Raw genomic sequence first — 16,894 nt, 5'->3', positions numbered from 1 at the left:
ACATCATACAACTGGTCAGATGAGCGGATGAGTCAAATATGAGTATTAGAACTAGCTTAAAAAAAGTGTTACCACCAATTTCTGTAACCGAGCAGGAAGCGTTAGACGCGGGTGACGTTTGGATTGAATCTTCTATTTATCAGGGTAAACCTGATATGCAGGCACTTCGTGATATTCCTCAAGCAAAATTGAGCGCTGAAGAGCAAGCATTTATGGACGGCCCAGTATCAGAATTACTGGGTATGATTGATGATTTCGAGTTAAACAACGGCGATCACATTCCTCAAGACGTTTTAGACTTCTTAGGTAAGAACCGTTTCTTCTCAATGATCATTCCTAAAAAATTTGGTGGTCTTGAGTTTAGCCCGTACGCTAACTCAACGATTGTTGCCACTATAGCGGCAAAATCTGGTGCAATCGCAGTAACCGTTATGGTACCTAACTCATTAGGTCCGGGTGAGTTGCTTATGCATTATGGTACGACTGCCCAACAAGATTACTGGTTACCACGCCTTTCTGATGGTCGTGATATCCCGTGTTTTGCCCTAACTAGCCCAGAAGCAGGTTCAGATGCCGGTGCTATTCCTGATGCCGCTATCGTCACTAAAGGCGAGTACAACGGCGAAGAAGTACTTGGTCTTCGTATCAGCTGGGACAAGCGTTATATTACGCTAGCGCCAATTGCTACCGTACTTGGCTTGGCATTTAAAGTATTCGATCCAGAGCAATTACTTGGTGACAAACTAGAGCTAGGTATTACCTGTGCCCTACTGCCTAAGTCTCACCCTGGTGTAGAGCTTGGTAACCGTCACGACCCTATGGGCGTGCGCTTTTATAACGGTACAACTCGTGGCCAAGATGTATTTATTCCTATGGAATTTATTATCGGTGGTCAGAAAAATATCGGTCGCGGTTGGCAGATGCTAGTAGCGTGTCTTGGTGCAGGTCGTGGTATTTCACTTCCAGCGATGGGCGTTGCAACAGCACAATCTGCATTCAAAGGTACGGTTGAGTATTCATTTGTACGTGAGCAGTTCGGTGTGCCGATTGGTCGCTTCGAAGGTATTCAAGAGAAGATGGCAGACATCGCGGGTAAGACTTTCTTATTGGAAGCCATGCGTGTACTTACCACTGAAGGCTTAGGCTTAGGTGTTAAACCATCGGTTGTTACCGCTATTGCTAAATATCACATGACCGAACTTGGTCGTGATGTGATGAACTCGGCTATGGATATTCAAGCAGGTAAAGCGATTCAGCGCGGCCCGCAAAATACCCTTGCCGGTGGATATGCAGCACTTCCTATTGCCATTACGGTTGAAGGTGCAAACATTCTTACTCGTAATCTAATGATTTTCGGTCAAGGCGCAATGCGTTGCCACCCATACTTGAAAGACATGGTTGACCTTATTCACAGCAACGAAAGTTCTGCTGATAAAGAATTCAACAAAGTGTTACGTAAAACTGTTGGTTTTAGTGTTAAGAATGCATTCCGCAGTTTTGGTAAAGGTTACCTACCTTTCCTACGCGGTTCAGAGTCTGCATTGCCTGAAGTACGTAAGTATGAAAAGCGTGTAAACAGCATTTCAGCTAAACTAGCGCCTCTTGCTGACTTGTCACTAGCAGTACTTGGCGGAGACCTTAAGAAGGCTGAGTTACTTTCAGCCCGTCTGGGTGATGTGATGAGCTACCTTTACGGTGCAATGGCAGCCATTCGTTTTTACGAGCAGCGCATTGAAGACCGTAAACTTGCACTACCGTATTTCGAATACGCTATGCAATGGTCATTACAACAAGCTGATCAGGCAATTGTTAACTTCATCAACAATTTCCCGAACACACCGACGCGTGGCCTAATGCGCTTACTGACCAACACTTACTCAAACAGTGTTGCAGGTATCAGCGATGACCTAGTACGTGAATTGTCTATGGCATCTATGCAAGACAACAGTGTGAAAGCGCAGCTTACTCACTTAGTTCGCGTTAGCCCAGGTGATGGTAACGATATTAACGAACAAGCGTTTAAAGCGAAACATGCGGTTGCACACCTGTTAGGTAAAGTGCAAAAAGCCCTTCGCAAAGAGCCAGTAGTGCCGTTTATCTCGTTTGAACACGCACTAAACAAGCTTCAAGAAAAAGGTGTTATTAATGCCGAAGAAGCTGCACAGTTGCATGATTACAACGAAAAACGCCAATTGGCGGTTCGTGTTGATGAGTACACTTTCGACATGGAACTATTGCCAGCAACTGAGACGTTGCGCGCAATCGATGGCGGAAAAAACGCGGCTTAGTACTACTTATTTAGCTCGCTATTTATAGAAAGCTCTGGCCTATGGCCGGAGCTTTTTTGTATGTGAAAGTGACTTTGCTTTAGCGCAAAAAAGCGCAGCCTACCCTCCTTGTATATTCAAACCGTCGTGGCTTGCACTAAAGGGTGAAAATTCCCCCTTTAACATCTACGCTTTATATATCCATTCTTATCTATAAAGATTTATGCAAATACTAAAGCTTCTTAGTACTGCTTTATTTTTTTCTTTTATTTGCTCAGCTGATTGTTTAGCTAATGGTGCTGACGATTCGCCTATGCTCATTGGTTATGTGGGGCACCCTAGAGTGGTGAGTCATTACAACGATATTGTTGCCAGAACTTATAGCAAACTTGGCATCAGTGTGGAGTTTATTGAAGTGGGTGGTGAGCGAGGTCTTCGATTACTCGATGAAGGCGTTACTGATGCCGATACCGTTCGCTACGAACTAGTTGCAGGCGAGTTTAGCAATTTTTATATCTTGCACCCTGTTATAGCAAAAGGCGCGACAATTTTATTGTGCATCGTAATAGCCTATGTGAAAGCAGTGTGCTTTCAAACCCTAATATCGCCATTGCCGCCACTACCCGATTTAACGTGAATATAGACGATTGTGGTCTTGTCATTACCGCAGATATCCGTGAATACGACCGCTTCGACCAAGTTGTGAATCTACTCGTTTCAGGCCGATACGACTATGCGTTATTGCCGACCGACTTTTCCGATGAAGCTACGTTTAAAAATTTAGGTGCTCAACATCTTGTTATTGTAGAGCACAATATCGTTCATGTGGTTAACAACAAATATCTTCACCTGCAGGAAGACTTATCAAAAGCTCTGAGTACCGTTTTAAAGGAAGTTAATGCAATTAAGGCTAGTAATTAACGCGATTGGCGCTAAATGGCCGTTGCTATAAAAACCGTTACTTCTTACGTCGCATAGCAATTTTGATGGTTTGCGTGTAATTTAACCAAGGTAAGTGTGTAGATTTAAAGCAGTAAAAGCTATATCACTGCTATTGTTTACTAAACCAATAAAACTTCACACCAAATTTAGCTTAAAAGCTTATTGAGTTGGAACGTAGATTTATAGTGAAAAGTTTTGATAAACAAAGAGGTTCAACCTCCCCTATTCCCATAACGCCGCAAATGCAGCGCGACATGGTAGATATGCTAAACAGTAATATGTTTACTGGTTTAGTCATGACCTTCGTTGCCTTTTTAGGCTTAACGTTCGGTTTCGGATTCGATACCGAAAAAGCCCAAAACTCAAAAGTATTGCTTTTTATCGCAATGAGCACGGTTATTCTTCTTCGGTTTGCGGATGGCCTTTTCTGGTTAACGAGATTAAAAGGCACCGAATATAATGTGCGACCTGTAAAATTTAGGTTCGCGATTGGCGTGTATTTAGCCTCTGCGGTATGGGCACTTTATTCAATACTTCTTTACTCCTCTATGTCCCCTGTAGAGTTAGCGACAACCATGGTTGTCTTAGGCGCGATGGCCGGTGGTGCAGCTTCAGTATTAGCGCCGAGTAAAGTTTTCGTTTTTGTCTACACCACGTCATTGCTTGTGCCCATATCAATTAGAGCCTTGTTTGACGATGATAGAAATTTTGTTGTTTTGGGTATATTGGGCTTTATTTTTTGTATCGGTATACTGGTTAGCTCCCTGCGTTACCACCGATTCTTTTTTGACACCGTATCGCTGAGGTATAAGAACAACCGTCTTGTCGAGCAGATGCAAGCCGATAGAAAAGAGACGGCCAAAATTAACGCCATGCTGCGTAAATCTAACGAGCAGTTAGATGATGCTAATGCCAATTTAGAAGATGAAGTTGAGAAACGTACCGCCGATATTTTTCGATTATCTAATAGAGATCCGCTAACTAATTTACTGAACAGAAACGGTCTGTTCAAACAGTTAAATACTCTCATTGAAAGCACCAAAGCGCTTGATAATAACCTTGCGGTTTTGTTTATCGATTTAGATGGTTTTAAGCAGGTAAACGATAGTTTAGGGCATAAGGTCGGCGATATTGTACTTGCAGAAATTGCTAACCGACTTGCCGAATACTGCGAAAAAGATCATCTTGCCAGATGGGGAGGTGATGAATTTGTTGCGGTAACTCCCTACGCAACCGTTCATACCGCAGTGGCCGTTGCCCATGCTATGCGTAGCGGAGTCACAGAGCCTATCATAGCTTTAGAAAACCAAATCACACTAGATGCCACTATCGGCATTGCGATATACCCTGAGCATGGCAATGACACCATGACGCTTATTCAACAAGCTGACTTGACCATGTACGATCAAAAACGCAAACAACGGGGCACTATCGGCGTTTTTAGTGAAGACTTACATGAAAAAATAAAGAGCGAACAGCGACTTTGTGAGCAATTAAGACATGCCATAGATAAAAACGCGTTTACTGTGCACTACCAACCTATTATTTGCGCCGATACACAAAAGCTAACATCGGTTGAAGCGCTACTGCGTTGGAATTGTGATGGCAAAGTAATCTCACCAGCGCGCTTTATTCCCCTAGCTGAGCGCACAGGGTTAATGCCTGAAATAGGCGCATGGGTGTTAAACCATGCCTGTATAGATGCAACCGAATGGCCATTCGAAGATGACATCGCGTTATCTGTGAATGTATCTATTAGTCAGTTGCTTGATGAAACCTTCATTAATACGCTGGATAAGGTGCTAGCGTCTTCCAATATTGCCCCTTCCCGCCTTTACTTGGAAATAACAGAAAGCGTGTTCGCCAACAATGTTAATGCGGTTGCAAACCAAATACATAACGTTAAGGCGCGGGGCGTTAAGATATCAATCGATGACTTTGGTACAGGGTACTCTTCCTTAAGCAGATTGCAGTCAATGCCGTGTGATTTTATAAAAATTGATCGCTCATTTGTACAGAATACCAATGAAGGTAGTGATACTATTATGCGCGCAACCATGCTCATCGCAAACGAGTTTGGTTGTAAGACTATTGCTGAGGGCATTGAAACCTTAGACCAAATGAACCACATCAAGACCCTAGGTGTGGATTATATCCAAGGCTTTCTTTACGCTAAACCAATGCCATTGAGCGACCTTAAAACCTGGTATAACGAAAACAAATAATATTCATGGCTCAACTTTATTTTTATTACTCTGCAATGAACGCAGGAAAATCGACCTCTCTTTTACAATCAGCTTATAACTATCGCGAGAGAGGCATGCACTCTCTGATTTATACCGCTGCCTTTGATGACCGCTATGGCGTAGGAAAAGTAACCTCTAGAATTGGGTTACAAGCCGACGCAAAACTTTATGGCAATGATGACGATCTATATGAAGCCATTAAACAAGATAATGAAGAAAAGCGCTTAGATTGTATTTTCATTGATGAAGCACAGTTTCTAACACAAGTTCAAGTTCGTCAGTTAATAGAAGTGGTAGACGAATTAGATATCCCCGTTCTGGCTTACGGATTACGTACTGACTTTTTGGGTGGCACTTTCGAAGGAAGCCACTACCTTCTGGCTTGGGCTGATAAGTTGTTCGAACTTAAAACGGTTTGCCACTGTGGGCGCAAAGCGAACTTCGTGGTAAGGCTAGATGAAGACGGCAATGCGGTTACCGATGGAGATCAAGTACAAATTGGTGGCAACGATCGCTACGAGTCAATGTGCAGAAAGCATTTTAAAGAGTTGGTCTGGGATAAAAACAAAATTTAATGTTTCTTGAACTTCACTCTTTGAAAGTAAGTATATACTTCAACTAGTACGTTTGAATTACCTCAAAGAGTGTCGCTTTGGATCTAGACCGCTATACAACACTCGTCATTTCATTATCAAAACGCGGATTGGATGAGCAGGATAAACTATCTGCGATAGTGTCGTGCCTTCGACTAAGTATTCCAGCTGCGAACCGAATAAGCTTATGGCGATTTGAAGAAAACAAAACCCGAATCCGGTGCCTTACGTTAAATCAGGATGGCCAAAATTTGCCAACCCATGGTTTATCGCTATCTGAAGAAGATATTCCCAATTATTTTGACGACATATTAAAACAAAGTGTGTTAGTAGCTTCAGATGCCCGCAACCACCCTGCCACCAAGTGTTTCAACGAAAATTACTTTAAGCCAAACGACATTTACTCACTACTGGATTTCACTTTCCACCACCAGTTCAACCCTATTGGTGTTATATGCTGCGAAAAGACACACAGTGCAATCCAATGGTCTCAAAATGATATCGATAACTTAAAGCGTGTGGCGCAAATAACATCTATGTTTTACGACAGTGAGACACCCTAAAACAAGATTAGCCATTAAGCACTTACGGTTTCACCCACCTTCAATTCAAAGGGTAGTATTGTGCTTTTCAATGATTCGCTGAGCAAGGCTTGTGCGGCCATCTCTCCCTTAAGCGCACTTGATTGGCAAACAGTAGTTAAATTAGGGCGCGTTCTGTCTGCTTCTTCAATACCGTCAAAGCCTGTAATTTTTAGCTCTTCAGGTACTTTGATCCCCATCGAAAGCGCTGATTGCAGTAGTTCTAGGGCTATAATGTCACTCATACATAAGACGGTATTAGGCCTAGGGTTACTATTTAACACCTCTTTAGCCGCTTGCTTTGCGAAGCTCCGTTCACTTTCTGGAATGTGCCAAACCCAATCATTTGAAATTGTTGCTTCGCTTTCATCAATTGCTTTCATATAACCGTCTAATCGGCGATGAGAAATAGAAGTTTGAACTTCGATAAGCGGACTGTCATAAATGCGGCAGGTACTTGGAGACTCAATTAATCGCAGCCCTAAAATGGCGACATGATCACCTGGGGAAATGGCATTTTTAGCGATTTGATACGCGGCGTTATAATTATCGATATTAACGGAAGGAAGCCCTTCAATATCGAAATCTACTGTAATAGCAGGTTTACTTTGTTTGGCCAGCTCTTCCGCTAACTTATAATTTCGTGGTGCACCGTAACAAATGAACCCATCAACGAAATCCACCACATCGAGGATACTTTCTGAGTCGCCCGCATAAAGAAGCAGGTGCTTACCTTGCTGCTGCAATATACTTGAAACCCCTTTGATGAAGGTGCTGGCCACAGGGTCACTGACGGTATAAGGAATACTATCAGCCAGTACTAAGGCGACAATATTAGAACGCCCTTTTCTTAATATTTGTGCCGCTTTGTTAGGCCCGGTGTAACCAATGCGATCGCACTCGGCAAGGATATGCTCTCGACGTGCTTTAGAAAGTTGATCGGGCCTATTAAATGCATTTGAAATAGTGGCGGTAGACACACCTAACTGCAGCGCTACATCTTTAAGTGTCAATTTTGTTTTGGTCATTTTTATTTGTACTATTCCCTGCGTTTTTAGCAACAACACTAACAGTAACTATTTGCGCATAAAACACACTTTAAGCTTACCTAGTTGTTTGCTACCCGCTATTTACAGTAAAGATAACCTTAACTATATCACCACTTAAACGATTAATTCACACCTCTTATCGAATACCTATGACTGAAAGGTTTTAAGCGAATGAGGCATGAAGACTATTGTGCTTAGTTACCTTGATAACTATCACTGTTGTGATTACCGTGTTCCAAATATTTTATCGCCTGCATCACCTAATCCAGGCAATATGTAGCCCTTTTCGTCCAGTCGGTGGTCAATAGCTGCAGTGAAAATCTCTACATCAGGATGGGCATCGACCACAGCTTTAATACCTTCTGGCGCGGCTACTAAAAAGAGCCCCATGATTTTCTTACAACCCTTTTGCTTCAGTAGGTCGATGGTGGCAATTAACGTACCGCCAGTCGCAAGCATTGGGTCAACGATTAACGCGGTGCGTTCGTCAATATTTTTTACTACTTTGTCAAAGTAGGCAACAGGCTGCAGTGTGTCTTCGTCGCGATACAAACCAACCACACTAATTTTTGCATTAGGGATTAGTTCTAATACGCCCTCTAGCATGCCCAACCCAGCACGAAGGATAGGGACCACGGTAATCTTCTTACCTTTAATTTGCTTAACTTCAACATCATCACCAGACCAACTTTTTATCACCGCACGCTCTGTGGGTAGTGTTCGAGTTGCCTCGTATGTCAGTAAGTTACCTACTTCTGATGCTAACTCTCGAAAGTCTTTGCTGCTAATTTTGGCATAACGCATTAACCCTAATTTGTGTGCAATCAATGGGTGAGTTATTTCATGAACGGCCATTTTACTTCCTTAAGTATCTGTTTTACACAGTTTAACCGCTCATTCCATTTAGGCAAAATTAACCTAACGTATTTTCTCCTACATTCACGGTGCTACCGTCAGGTAATGTCATCTCTATTCTAATGCTTCCCCCTACCGCCGCTAGGTAAGCCGACGCTCTATGAAGAGGCACATCTTGAATGCGCTTCGACTCAAGTTTACTTACGCCAGAAGCAGTAACGCAAAGCGCCATCGCCACCACTTCTTGTTTTACTCTGTGTTGCTTTCTAATTTCACCTAACGTTAATTCTCTCATTGTTTTGCCGCCGATATATTTTGGGCATAAAAAAACCCAGATAGTTTAACCTTTCTGGGCTTTTGCAAAACGTTCTTACTTTTATGCTATGCCCAGAAGCGAATACTTGCCCCTGAACACTCAGCGTCAGGCGCTATTATTGGGTATAATTGTAAAAGTAATTAAAAGTAACGTTTTGCATAATGAGTTCTCTTTAATAGTTGAAAGGCGCACGTGCGCTGTTCACTTATCCTTAACCATACCATTATTATTGGCAATAACAACGACTTTCCATTTTGGAATTTGTCGACTACCCTATTCACCTTTACCAGAAACTTACACTTTACTTGGCAACTTTCACCTTTAAACTCTCTCTTAAGATTATCTTTAGCTACCTCAAAAATTATAATTATGAAATTACTTGTTCCCTTTTTAGTTGCTACTAGCGTTTTAGCAGGCTGCGCCGGTAAACCAGACCACCGAGATCAAGGTGAAGTGTTTTTCGAAACCAAGATTAACCCTGATGGCACCAAATTATTTGCCTTTAGCATTGGTATGCCGAGCCGAGGTAATCGAGAAAATGGCAGCAGTCAGCGCCCTTCTCGAGGTGGTGAAGGTGGTGGTCGCGGCGGCAGAAGTGGCGGCCAAAATGGTGGCGCAGAAGCTAGGGGCGGTAACGATCGTAATGCCGAACGTATGGAAGCTTTTTACGATACTTTGAGTGAAAAGTTATTTGAAACGCAATATTGCCGTAATGGCTATATCGAAATTGATACTCATGAAACTGAAGGCCGTTATCACCTTCTCGGCGAGTGCCAAGAATCAGCGTCAGAGGAAGATAAACTCAAATTTGCCAATCCTTATTAATTGATAAGTCATCGCTCATACACTTATTAATCGCGGTATGGGCGATCACTTTTCATGTTTTGATAAATATCAAAAGTGCTAACGCATGTTGGATGAAACGTTAATCACAAACTTTTATTACAAGCGACTGTTGCGAGCTTCTGTTTCAAGCACAATAAACGTTAAAACTGCGTACCTATTTCAGCCCCTTTTAGTTTCTCTAAAAAAGCCGCAACCGCTACATCGCCTTCTTCAGGCGCCCAACTTGCAAAGCCCTTGTCGTCCATGACTTCGTAGGGCCCTTGTTTCACTTCCATAAATACCACTGGCTCAAAACAAACCGTGGCATGCCATACGTTAGGCGGGATCTCTACCCCTACACAATCACCTCCGGCGCTTAAGGTTATGCGCCTAGTCAATACAGCATTGTTGTCAAAAAAGAGTAAATCGATACTCCCTTCCACAGCCATAAAAAACTCCCATTTGTGCTCTTGGGTATGGCGATGCGGACGAACATAAGAGTCTGGCTCCATTGCAATGAATAGGCGCTGGACTAAATCTTCATAACTTTTATGAACGTTGTGATTCGCTCTTCGTCTTGGGCTATTTTTCGCACTTTCTTTAAGTGCGTCGCGCTGTTCGTGATTAAAAAGCTGGATATGGTTAAGCATGACACCTTCCTTGTATTGCTTTTTTAACAGGGTTGCCTGTCTTCGACGCCCAAAAGGGCTAAAGGGCTGCACATTTAGATTAACGCGTAGCCCGGTCAACGAGGGCTTCTCGTATTTTGTAGTACCCTTTACGTTAGCATCGACAGTGTTGAAAAAGCAAAAAGACGAGCATATTGCTCGCCTTTGTCATTCGGTCACAGTCTGAGCCTTAGGCTTAGCGTTTTATGTTAGCCTATTAGGTTAGCCGCTGAACTTGCCTAAACCTTCAACCAATAGTGCTTTAATCTCTTGCCCTTGCTCGGTATCAAGGTAAGCTTTTGCACTATTCACAATTTGCATAATCTGCTCTGGTTCTAGGCCTAGCGCTTCAAATTGCTTGTTCAATTCATTAACTGATTTAAAGCTATCGCTATAACTTGCGGCTTTATCAAGAATACTGCTTAAACCGCCTTCAGAAGTGACGTTGCTAATATCAGGCACTGAGCCCAATAGAGAATCAAGCCCTGGCAACGCGTTACTAAGCTCACTGAACTGGCTAGCTGAAATATTATCTTTTGCGTAGTTGAAGATAGATGCTAAGCCACCTGTCGCTTGAGATTCAGTAATGCCTACCGCGTCACTGACTGAGCGTGTCATGTCAGAAATATTGGGTACGGCTTCAACTTCTTCGGTCATACCAAACAAGCCTTTAAGGGAATCCAACCATCCTTCGGCATGGCTTTGAGGAGCAACGGTAAGTCCTGATACTAAAACTAGAGCGTAAATTTTTTTCATATTTATTTTTTATTGTGAGCAGGGTGCAAAGGGCGCTGCCGACAATCCATCCTTAGTGATTTTAAGAGCCACAATTCTATGCGTATTTGAAATTATCGCAATTAGGCAAAAGGATAAAACTACGCCCTAGCACTTATTCTTACAGGGCTGAGCTGTTATATCAGAGATGTGTGAATACCTTCAGGGCCTACTACGAAGTGAATCAAGTTTCTCGGGCATAAGTACAAAGGCCCTAGCAAGCCCCATCCCATAACCCGGCCCTTCGTTGTCTAATTCAGAGGCTGGCAAATAAAATTGCTGTGTTGCATCTGAGCGATATAAGGCTGAATCTACAATGTGCCATTGTCCATCATGCCACACTTCAGTCCAAGCGTGCCCAAACGCATTGACATGGTCAGTTTGCTCAAAAATGACAGTACCAATAATGACTCTTGCAGATAGACCTAAAGAGCGAGCCAATGCCGCTGTCAGTACCGCATATTCTGTGCAATCACCGCTGCGTTGGCTGGCAACCACCGAAGCAATGTTAAAACCGTGAATATAGTTTGGGTCAACAATATAGCCATCAACAAAGGCTGCAAGATGCTCTAACTTAAAAGGCACATCGGCATAAGCTTGTTGATAGCTAGCAACGAACGCTTTCGTACTGGGCTCGCTTAAATCCACAACAAAACTATCTGCGCTATGCTTTTGCGCGCGCTACTTCTTCACGTTTTTTTTCATTCTTATACTTTGTGCTTCACGCTTTTCATTTCGTTTTTCTTTTCTAGCTTTTTTATCTGGCGTAAGCGAGCCATCTTTGAACCGTTGCTTGCGCTTGGCGTTATCAGCCGCTTTCTTTGCTGCCGCTTCTGCTATTTCACGTTTTTCTGCTTCAATCATTTCAGGGGTTTCTAGGGTTATTCTACCTAATTTACCTGATTGCAGTTCGTTCAATAATACTTCACATATTTTGTGAAGATTTACGCGCCCACCAGTCATTATCGCGCCCCGCTTTTTCGCTGCGGCTTCTAGAAACTCAATTTCAGTATCGGGAATGTCTTCTAATTTGTAATTCGTTTTTAGCACTTCAGGATACGCTTTAATTAGGTAATCCGCTGCGTAAAACCCTACATCATCATATTCCATGGCGGTGTTCTTAACAGCACCCGAAGAGGCTAAACGATAAATAGAATTAGGGTTTTCTAGCTTTGGCCATAACACCCCTGGGGTATCGAAAAGCACAATGCCATCACCTAAATTAATACGTTGCTGGCTTTTCGTCACCGCTGGCTCGTTACCCGTTTTAGCAATAATACGGTCGGCCAAAATATTTATAAGGGTAGACTTCCCTACGTTTGGAATTCCCGTGATCATGGCTTTAATCGCTTTATGCTGCACGTCTTTGTGCGCACAAATGGTTTTAATCAGCCCCATCACTTGTTTACTACTAGCAGGGTTATCGCTAGAGGTAGTAAGGGTTTTAACCCCACGTTCAGATTCCAAGTATGCTTGCCACTGCGCCGTTATTTCCGGGTCGGCCAAGTCGTACTTATTGAGAATTTTTATGCACGGCTTATCGCCTCGTAATTTTGCAATCTCTGGGTTTTCGCTTGAAAACGGGATGCGTGCATCAAGCACCTCAATCAGTACATCTACCTGACTAAGCGATTCCTTAATCTCTTTAAGGGCTTTGTGCATGTGCCCAGGAAACCATTGTAAGGCCACTGTTATTATCCTTTTCGGGTGTGATACCAAGCTATTAGTACTTTGCTAATGTCTAGGTTGTTATCAAGCTAATGAGGAACCAGCGAATAACGCTAAGCCGCATTAATCTTTCAATAATGAGTTTACTGCGTATTGTCGCAGTGGGGTGAATATATGTTTGATTAACCTTAGCAAAAGGCTAACGGGACAACTCATAAACACACATATTCACGGCACTGGCCAAGTTAAGTGAATCTATCTTACCACTGCCGGCTATGGTGTACGCCTCGGCATTAAACTGAGAAAGCGCCGATTTAGGCACGCCGCGGGCCTCATTACCAAATAAGTAGCAGTCGAAATCTGAAAACGACGATGCGGTAACGGCTTCACCTGCCATATCTAAATAGGCAAACCGGCTAAAGCGGGATTGTAATGCGTTTAGGCTCACGTCTAATTCAATAGGCACGTGAAAGATTGCCCCCATACTTGAACGCACCACTTTAGAATTAAAAGGGTCTACACTGTTGGGGCTTAGTAATAAGGTGAAATTATCGAACCAGGCTAATGTTCTTATTATGGTGCCTAAATTTCCTGGGTCTTGAACTTCGTGCAGATACACATAGCGCTGCTTACCTGTATGTTTAAGCTCTTGTTTAGAACCTTTGTTCGACGCATTCTCTAGAGTATTGGCTGCGCTAGCTGTAGGGCTAGGCAGTGGCACACAGGCAATAATACCTTGCGGCGTTTTAGTATCACTTAGCTGTGACATTTGCTTTTGGGTGACGTTTACAACCGTAAAACCCGAATCAAGTGCCCTCGCCTTTTGTTCAAAGTCATCGGTGATGTAAAGCGTGATAGATTCTGCACTTGGCTTTTCACTAGTATGAGCATTTATCGTCTTAGCAAGCTCCAATACCAAATGCTCGCCTTCCACTAAATAAAAGCCGAATTGGCTACGGTATTTTTTCTGATGCAGCTTTTTAACATCATCCAGTTTCAACATTCTATTTCTTCCGTTTTAGGAGACGAAGCGCACAGGTGCATTGTTGTTTATTAATCGGGCACGCTATTCGTGTTCAAGCAAGGCGAGTTTATCTGGCACACCATTCCATACATCGGCGTCTTCAGGCGGCGCTTTAAGCTCGATGATGTTAGGCCATTTCGCGGCAAGCGCTTCGTTGATGGCCAAATACGGTTTTTGCGCATCAGTGAGGTGCGTGTCTTGAACAATGGCGTCGGCAGGACATTCAGGTACACATAGCGCACAATCGATACATATAGCAGGATCTATGGCTAAAAAATTAGGTCCTTCAAAGAATGCATCTACTGGGCATACTGCAACACAGTCTGTGTACTTACAGTTTATGCAATTGTCTGTCACTACAAAGGTCATTTGCACCTACATGCTTGGGTTATTATTTCAGGGTGCCAAGTTTAAATTAGCCTGTGTAAAACTCAAATTTCTTTTTACTCTATTATTCTAGGGTAAATAAGCTAATTAACCCACTGCTTACCCGTGATTGCAGCTAGTATTAGTCTTGTTGCTGATTTACCATACGCGCGCCCTGACGGAGAGGCCGTCCGGCAAAGCCAAGAGTACCTATTATTATGTTACGTTTAACCGATATTAAATTACCGCTAGATCACGATGAAGTTGCGATAGAAAACGCAATTTTACATAAGCTTCAAATCACCAAATCGATGCTTCTTGAAACCACGGTATTTAAACGAGGTTACGATGCGCGTAACAATAGAGACATCCAGCTTATTTACACCCTTGATGTAGCGGTAGAAAACGAAGCTGCGCTGCTCGAAAAATTCGCCAAAGATACCAGCGTGCGATTAACCCCTGACATGCGTTATAAGTTTGTTGCCACTGCACCGAGTGATATTACAGACCGTCCAGTGGTGGTTGGTCTTGGGCCTTGCGGTCTATTCGCTGCGCTGATTTTGGCACAAATGGGTTTTAAACCCATTGTACTTGAGCGAGGCAAAGCTGTTCGGGAACGCACCAAAGACACCTTTGGTTTTTGGCGTAAACAACCCTTAAACCCAGAGTCGAATGTACAATTTGGCGAAGGCGGCGCGGGCACTTTTTCTGACGGCAAGCTATATAGTCAGGTAAAAGATCGCAAGCATTATGGCCGTAAGGTACTGAATGAATTTGTTGCTGCTGGCGCCCCTGAAGAAATCATGTATGTGAGTAAGCCGCATATTGGTACGTTTAAACTGGTGAGCATGGTAGAGAAAATGCGCGAGCAGATCATTTCTCTTGGCGGTGAAATTCGCTTCAGTACTAGGGTAGAACGTTTGGATTTAGACAGCCCTGGTGCTGATACAAACAGCTCTGGTGCAGATGAACACTCAAAAAGCCATAAAATTAAAGGGCTTTTCTTATCTGACGGTAGCTACCTCCCCTGCACCAAAGTGATTATGGCAATAGGCCATAGCGCGCGCGATACATTTCAATCACTTTATGACCAAGGTGTGTACATAGAAGCTAAGCCCTTCTCAATTGGTTTTAGAATTGAACACGAACAAAGCATGATCGACAGCTGTCGATTTGGCGATAACGCTGGAAACCCTATTTTGGGCGCAGCCGATTACAAACTTGTGCACCACTGTAGAAATGGCCGTACTGTATACAGCTTTTGTATGTGTCCAGGTGGAACTGTTGTGGCTGCAACATCTGAACCAGGCCGCGTAGTCACCAATGGCATGAGCCAATATTCTCGTCACGAACGAAATGCCAACAGCGCTATTGTGGTAGGTATTACCCCTGAAAAAGATTACCCAGAACACCCGTTGGCGGGCATAGATCTTCAGCGTAAACTGGAGGAATTGGCTTATAAAGTTGGCGGCGAAAACTACCACGCACCAGCGCAGCTTATTGGCGACTTTTTAGCTGGCAAACCAAGCGAAGAAGTGGGTGACGTAAAGCCTTCTTATACACCAGGTATTACCCTGACAGATTTAAGTAAAGTCGTTCCTGATTTTGTTATCGAATCTATCCGCGAAGCCATTCCCGCATTTAATCGTCAAATCAAAGGCTTTGCTAAGGCTGATGGTATGCTAACCGGCGTTGAAACCCGTACTTCATCACCAGTATGTATCAAACGTGATAAACACTACGAGAGCGTGAATATTGAGGGTTTGTACCCGGCAGGCGAAGGGGCAGGCTATGCAGGAGGCATCTGGTCTGCAGGTATTGATGGCATTCGCGTAGCAGAAGCGGTAGCACTGGCTTTAGTGCCCTCTAGCACTCATTCCTAGCGCGGAGTAATTCTACAAGTAGGCAGAATACGGTCAGTGTTATTGCTGACCGTTAGAGAGTCATTTAAGCAAGCCAAATAAACGCCATTTCTTTCGATGCTGCGCCAGCGGAACCCTTACTACCCGCTCGTCAGTATCACAAGGCTCGACTTTGGCATCCACTTGAACATTGGTGAGTTCAAGCGCTAATTGCTGAGCATACGCTTCATCAACACCACTTACTAAGGTAAAGCGCTCAAGTGAGCTAATGGCTTTCGCCATTTGAATCACCTTCGACAGCGGTAAATCAACCAGCGTACGTAGCACTTTTAGTGCAGATACGGTATCAATATTATTTCCACTCACAATGACTTTATACATAGTTGGCTCTATTCGTCTTCAGTTTCAGATTCTTGCATTTTCATACTGCTTGAGCTGCTAGAGCTGCCACCGATGCCTCCGCCTGCGGCAAAGCCTCCCATACCAGCTAGGCCTATGCCTGCTGCACCTAACCCAATTTCACCTATCGTTGCTGCGCCCGCCAAGGCAATAGGAACGGTTGCCAATCCAGCGGTAGATACAATAGCAATACCTAGCCCTACCATAGCAATACCCACGCCGATTTGCTCCCATTCGTAGCCACCAGCCACTTCATTTAATTCTAATTCAGTGAGTTGTTTCATATGCTTGCTTTCCTTTTTAAGTATTCAATTAATTCGCTAGTGTTGTCTAGCAAGGAAAGCTTACTAACAGTTAATAAAGTAAAATACTGATCTTCGGCTTAGTTATCGAGCAGATTTAACCATTAATAATAAAAAAGGGCCGTCAGGCCCTTTTAATTATTCAAAGTTAATTTAG

Annotated in this window: 19 protein-coding genes; 8 read left to right on the top strand and 11 right to left on the bottom strand. The window is 43.4% G+C overall.

Annotation, left to right across the window (positions count from 1 at the left end; all coding sequences use genetic code 11):
• Window positions 1–38: 38 nt before the first annotated feature.
• From R1T43_RS06705 to R1T43_RS06680, 6 genes are all read left to right on the top strand, one after another.
• Entirely contained in the window at window positions 39–2,288 is a 2,250-nt protein-coding gene (locus R1T43_RS06705; protein WP_208805746.1) for an acyl-CoA dehydrogenase, read from the top strand.
• 292 nt (window positions 2,289–2,580) lie between these two features.
• Window positions 2,581–2,904 (top strand): hypothetical protein, encoded by a 324-nt coding sequence (locus R1T43_RS06700; RefSeq protein ID WP_317354223.1) that lies wholly within the window; start codon window positions 2,581–2,583, stop codon window positions 2,902–2,904.
• Window positions 2,901–3,188, top strand: a complete 288-nt coding sequence (locus R1T43_RS06695; protein ID WP_317354220.1) for a hypothetical protein — start codon at window positions 2,901–2,903, stop codon at window positions 3,186–3,188. Before R1T43_RS06700 ends, R1T43_RS06695 begins: the two co-directional genes overlap by 4 nt.
• A 206-nt stretch (window positions 3,189–3,394) precedes the next feature.
• Window positions 3,395–5,434, top strand: a complete 2,040-nt coding sequence (locus R1T43_RS06690; protein ID WP_317354217.1) for a bifunctional diguanylate cyclase/phosphodiesterase — start codon at window positions 3,395–3,397, stop codon at window positions 5,432–5,434.
• Window positions 5,435–5,439: 5 nt separating this feature from the next.
• A complete protein-coding gene (locus R1T43_RS06685) occupies window positions 5,440–6,030 on the top strand; it encodes a thymidine kinase (RefSeq protein WP_126871640.1) in 591 nt (196 codons plus the stop codon).
• Window positions 6,031–6,107: 77 nt separating this feature from the next.
• Window positions 6,108–6,611, top strand: coding sequence for a hypothetical protein (locus R1T43_RS06680; RefSeq protein WP_317354214.1), 504 nt, complete (start codon window positions 6,108–6,110; stop codon window positions 6,609–6,611).
• 14 nt (window positions 6,612–6,625) lie between these two features.
• Here the strand turns inward: R1T43_RS06680 and R1T43_RS06675 are convergent, their stop codons facing one another.
• From R1T43_RS06675 to R1T43_RS06665, 3 genes are all read right to left on the bottom strand, one after another.
• Complete coding sequence (locus R1T43_RS06675; RefSeq protein WP_317354212.1) at window positions 6,626–7,657, bottom strand: LacI family DNA-binding transcriptional regulator; 1,032 nt, start codon at window positions 7,655–7,657, stop codon at window positions 6,626–6,628.
• Between the two features lie 246 nt (window positions 7,658–7,903).
• A complete protein-coding gene (gene upp / locus R1T43_RS06670; RefSeq protein ID WP_057790428.1) occupies window positions 7,904–8,533 on the bottom strand; it encodes a uracil phosphoribosyltransferase in 630 nt (209 codons plus the stop codon).
• A gap of 58 nt (window positions 8,534–8,591) precedes the next feature.
• Window positions 8,592–8,828 (bottom strand): XRE family transcriptional regulator, encoded by a 237-nt coding sequence (locus R1T43_RS06665; RefSeq protein WP_211070488.1) that lies wholly within the window; start codon window positions 8,826–8,828, stop codon window positions 8,592–8,594.
• Between the two features lie 390 nt (window positions 8,829–9,218).
• Here R1T43_RS06665 and R1T43_RS06660 point away from each other — a divergent pair, with 390 nt between their 5' ends.
• Complete coding sequence (locus tag R1T43_RS06660) at window positions 9,219–9,674, top strand: hypothetical protein (RefSeq protein ID WP_317354207.1); 456 nt, start codon at window positions 9,219–9,221, stop codon at window positions 9,672–9,674.
• A 161-nt stretch (window positions 9,675–9,835) separates the two neighbouring features.
• On the opposite strand, the gene R1T43_RS06655 is transcribed toward R1T43_RS06660, so the two are convergent.
• From R1T43_RS06655 to fdxA, 6 genes are all read right to left on the bottom strand, one after another.
• Window positions 9,836–10,324 carry a WbuC family cupin fold metalloprotein gene (locus R1T43_RS06655; protein ID WP_211070487.1) on the bottom strand — a complete coding sequence of 163 codons (489 nt, stop codon included), beginning with the start codon at window positions 10,322–10,324 and terminating at the stop codon, window positions 9,836–9,838.
• Between the two features lie 240 nt (window positions 10,325–10,564).
• Window positions 10,565–11,098, bottom strand: a complete 534-nt coding sequence (locus R1T43_RS06650; RefSeq protein WP_211070486.1) for a DUF2780 domain-containing protein — start codon at window positions 11,096–11,098, stop codon at window positions 10,565–10,567.
• A 180-nt stretch (window positions 11,099–11,278) separates the two neighbouring features.
• Window positions 11,279–11,764: a transglutaminase domain-containing protein gene (locus R1T43_RS06645; RefSeq protein ID WP_317354203.1), complete on the bottom strand. Its 486-nt coding sequence runs from the start codon at window positions 11,762–11,764 to the stop codon at window positions 11,279–11,281.
• A gap of 33 nt (window positions 11,765–11,797) precedes the next feature.
• Window positions 11,798–12,805, bottom strand: a complete 1,008-nt coding sequence (ylqF, locus tag R1T43_RS06640) for a ribosome biogenesis GTPase YlqF (RefSeq protein ID WP_317354200.1) — start codon at window positions 12,803–12,805, stop codon at window positions 11,798–11,800.
• A 178-nt stretch (window positions 12,806–12,983) separates the two neighbouring features.
• Window positions 12,984–13,784 carry an RNA methyltransferase gene (locus R1T43_RS06635; RefSeq protein ID WP_317355717.1) on the bottom strand — a complete coding sequence of 267 codons (801 nt, stop codon included), beginning with the start codon at window positions 13,782–13,784 and terminating at the stop codon, window positions 12,984–12,986.
• A gap of 66 nt (window positions 13,785–13,850) precedes the next feature.
• Window positions 13,851–14,177: a ferredoxin FdxA gene (gene fdxA, locus R1T43_RS06630; protein ID WP_211070482.1), complete on the bottom strand. Its 327-nt coding sequence runs from the start codon at window positions 14,175–14,177 to the stop codon at window positions 13,851–13,853.
• 215 nt (window positions 14,178–14,392) lie between these two features.
• Between fdxA and R1T43_RS06625 the strand changes: the two genes are divergently transcribed.
• The gene (locus R1T43_RS06625; RefSeq protein ID WP_317354198.1) at window positions 14,393–16,057 is read left to right on the top strand and encodes an NAD(P)/FAD-dependent oxidoreductase; all 1,665 of its coding nucleotides are present in this window, start codon (window positions 14,393–14,395) and stop codon (window positions 16,055–16,057) included.
• A 60-nt stretch (window positions 16,058–16,117) separates the two neighbouring features.
• Here R1T43_RS06625 and R1T43_RS06620 read toward each other — a convergent pair whose 3' ends face one another.
• On the bottom strand, window positions 16,118–16,417 hold the full coding sequence (locus R1T43_RS06620) for a hypothetical protein (protein WP_317354196.1): 300 nt from the start codon (window positions 16,415–16,417) through the stop codon (window positions 16,118–16,120).
• 8 nt (window positions 16,418–16,425) lie between these two features.
• Window positions 16,426–16,719, bottom strand: coding sequence for a hypothetical protein (locus tag R1T43_RS06615; RefSeq protein WP_317354194.1), 294 nt, complete (start codon window positions 16,717–16,719; stop codon window positions 16,426–16,428).
• Window positions 16,720–16,894 lie beyond the last annotated feature (175 nt).

The sequence above is a fragment of the Alteromonas sp. CI.11.F.A3 genome (assembly GCF_032925565.1).
In the GTDB taxonomy this organism is placed as follows: domain Bacteria; phylum Pseudomonadota; class Gammaproteobacteria; order Enterobacterales; family Alteromonadaceae; genus Alteromonas.
The sequence above is the reverse complement of the archived record's forward strand: the minus strand, read 5'-3'. Positions and strand labels throughout refer to the sequence as shown.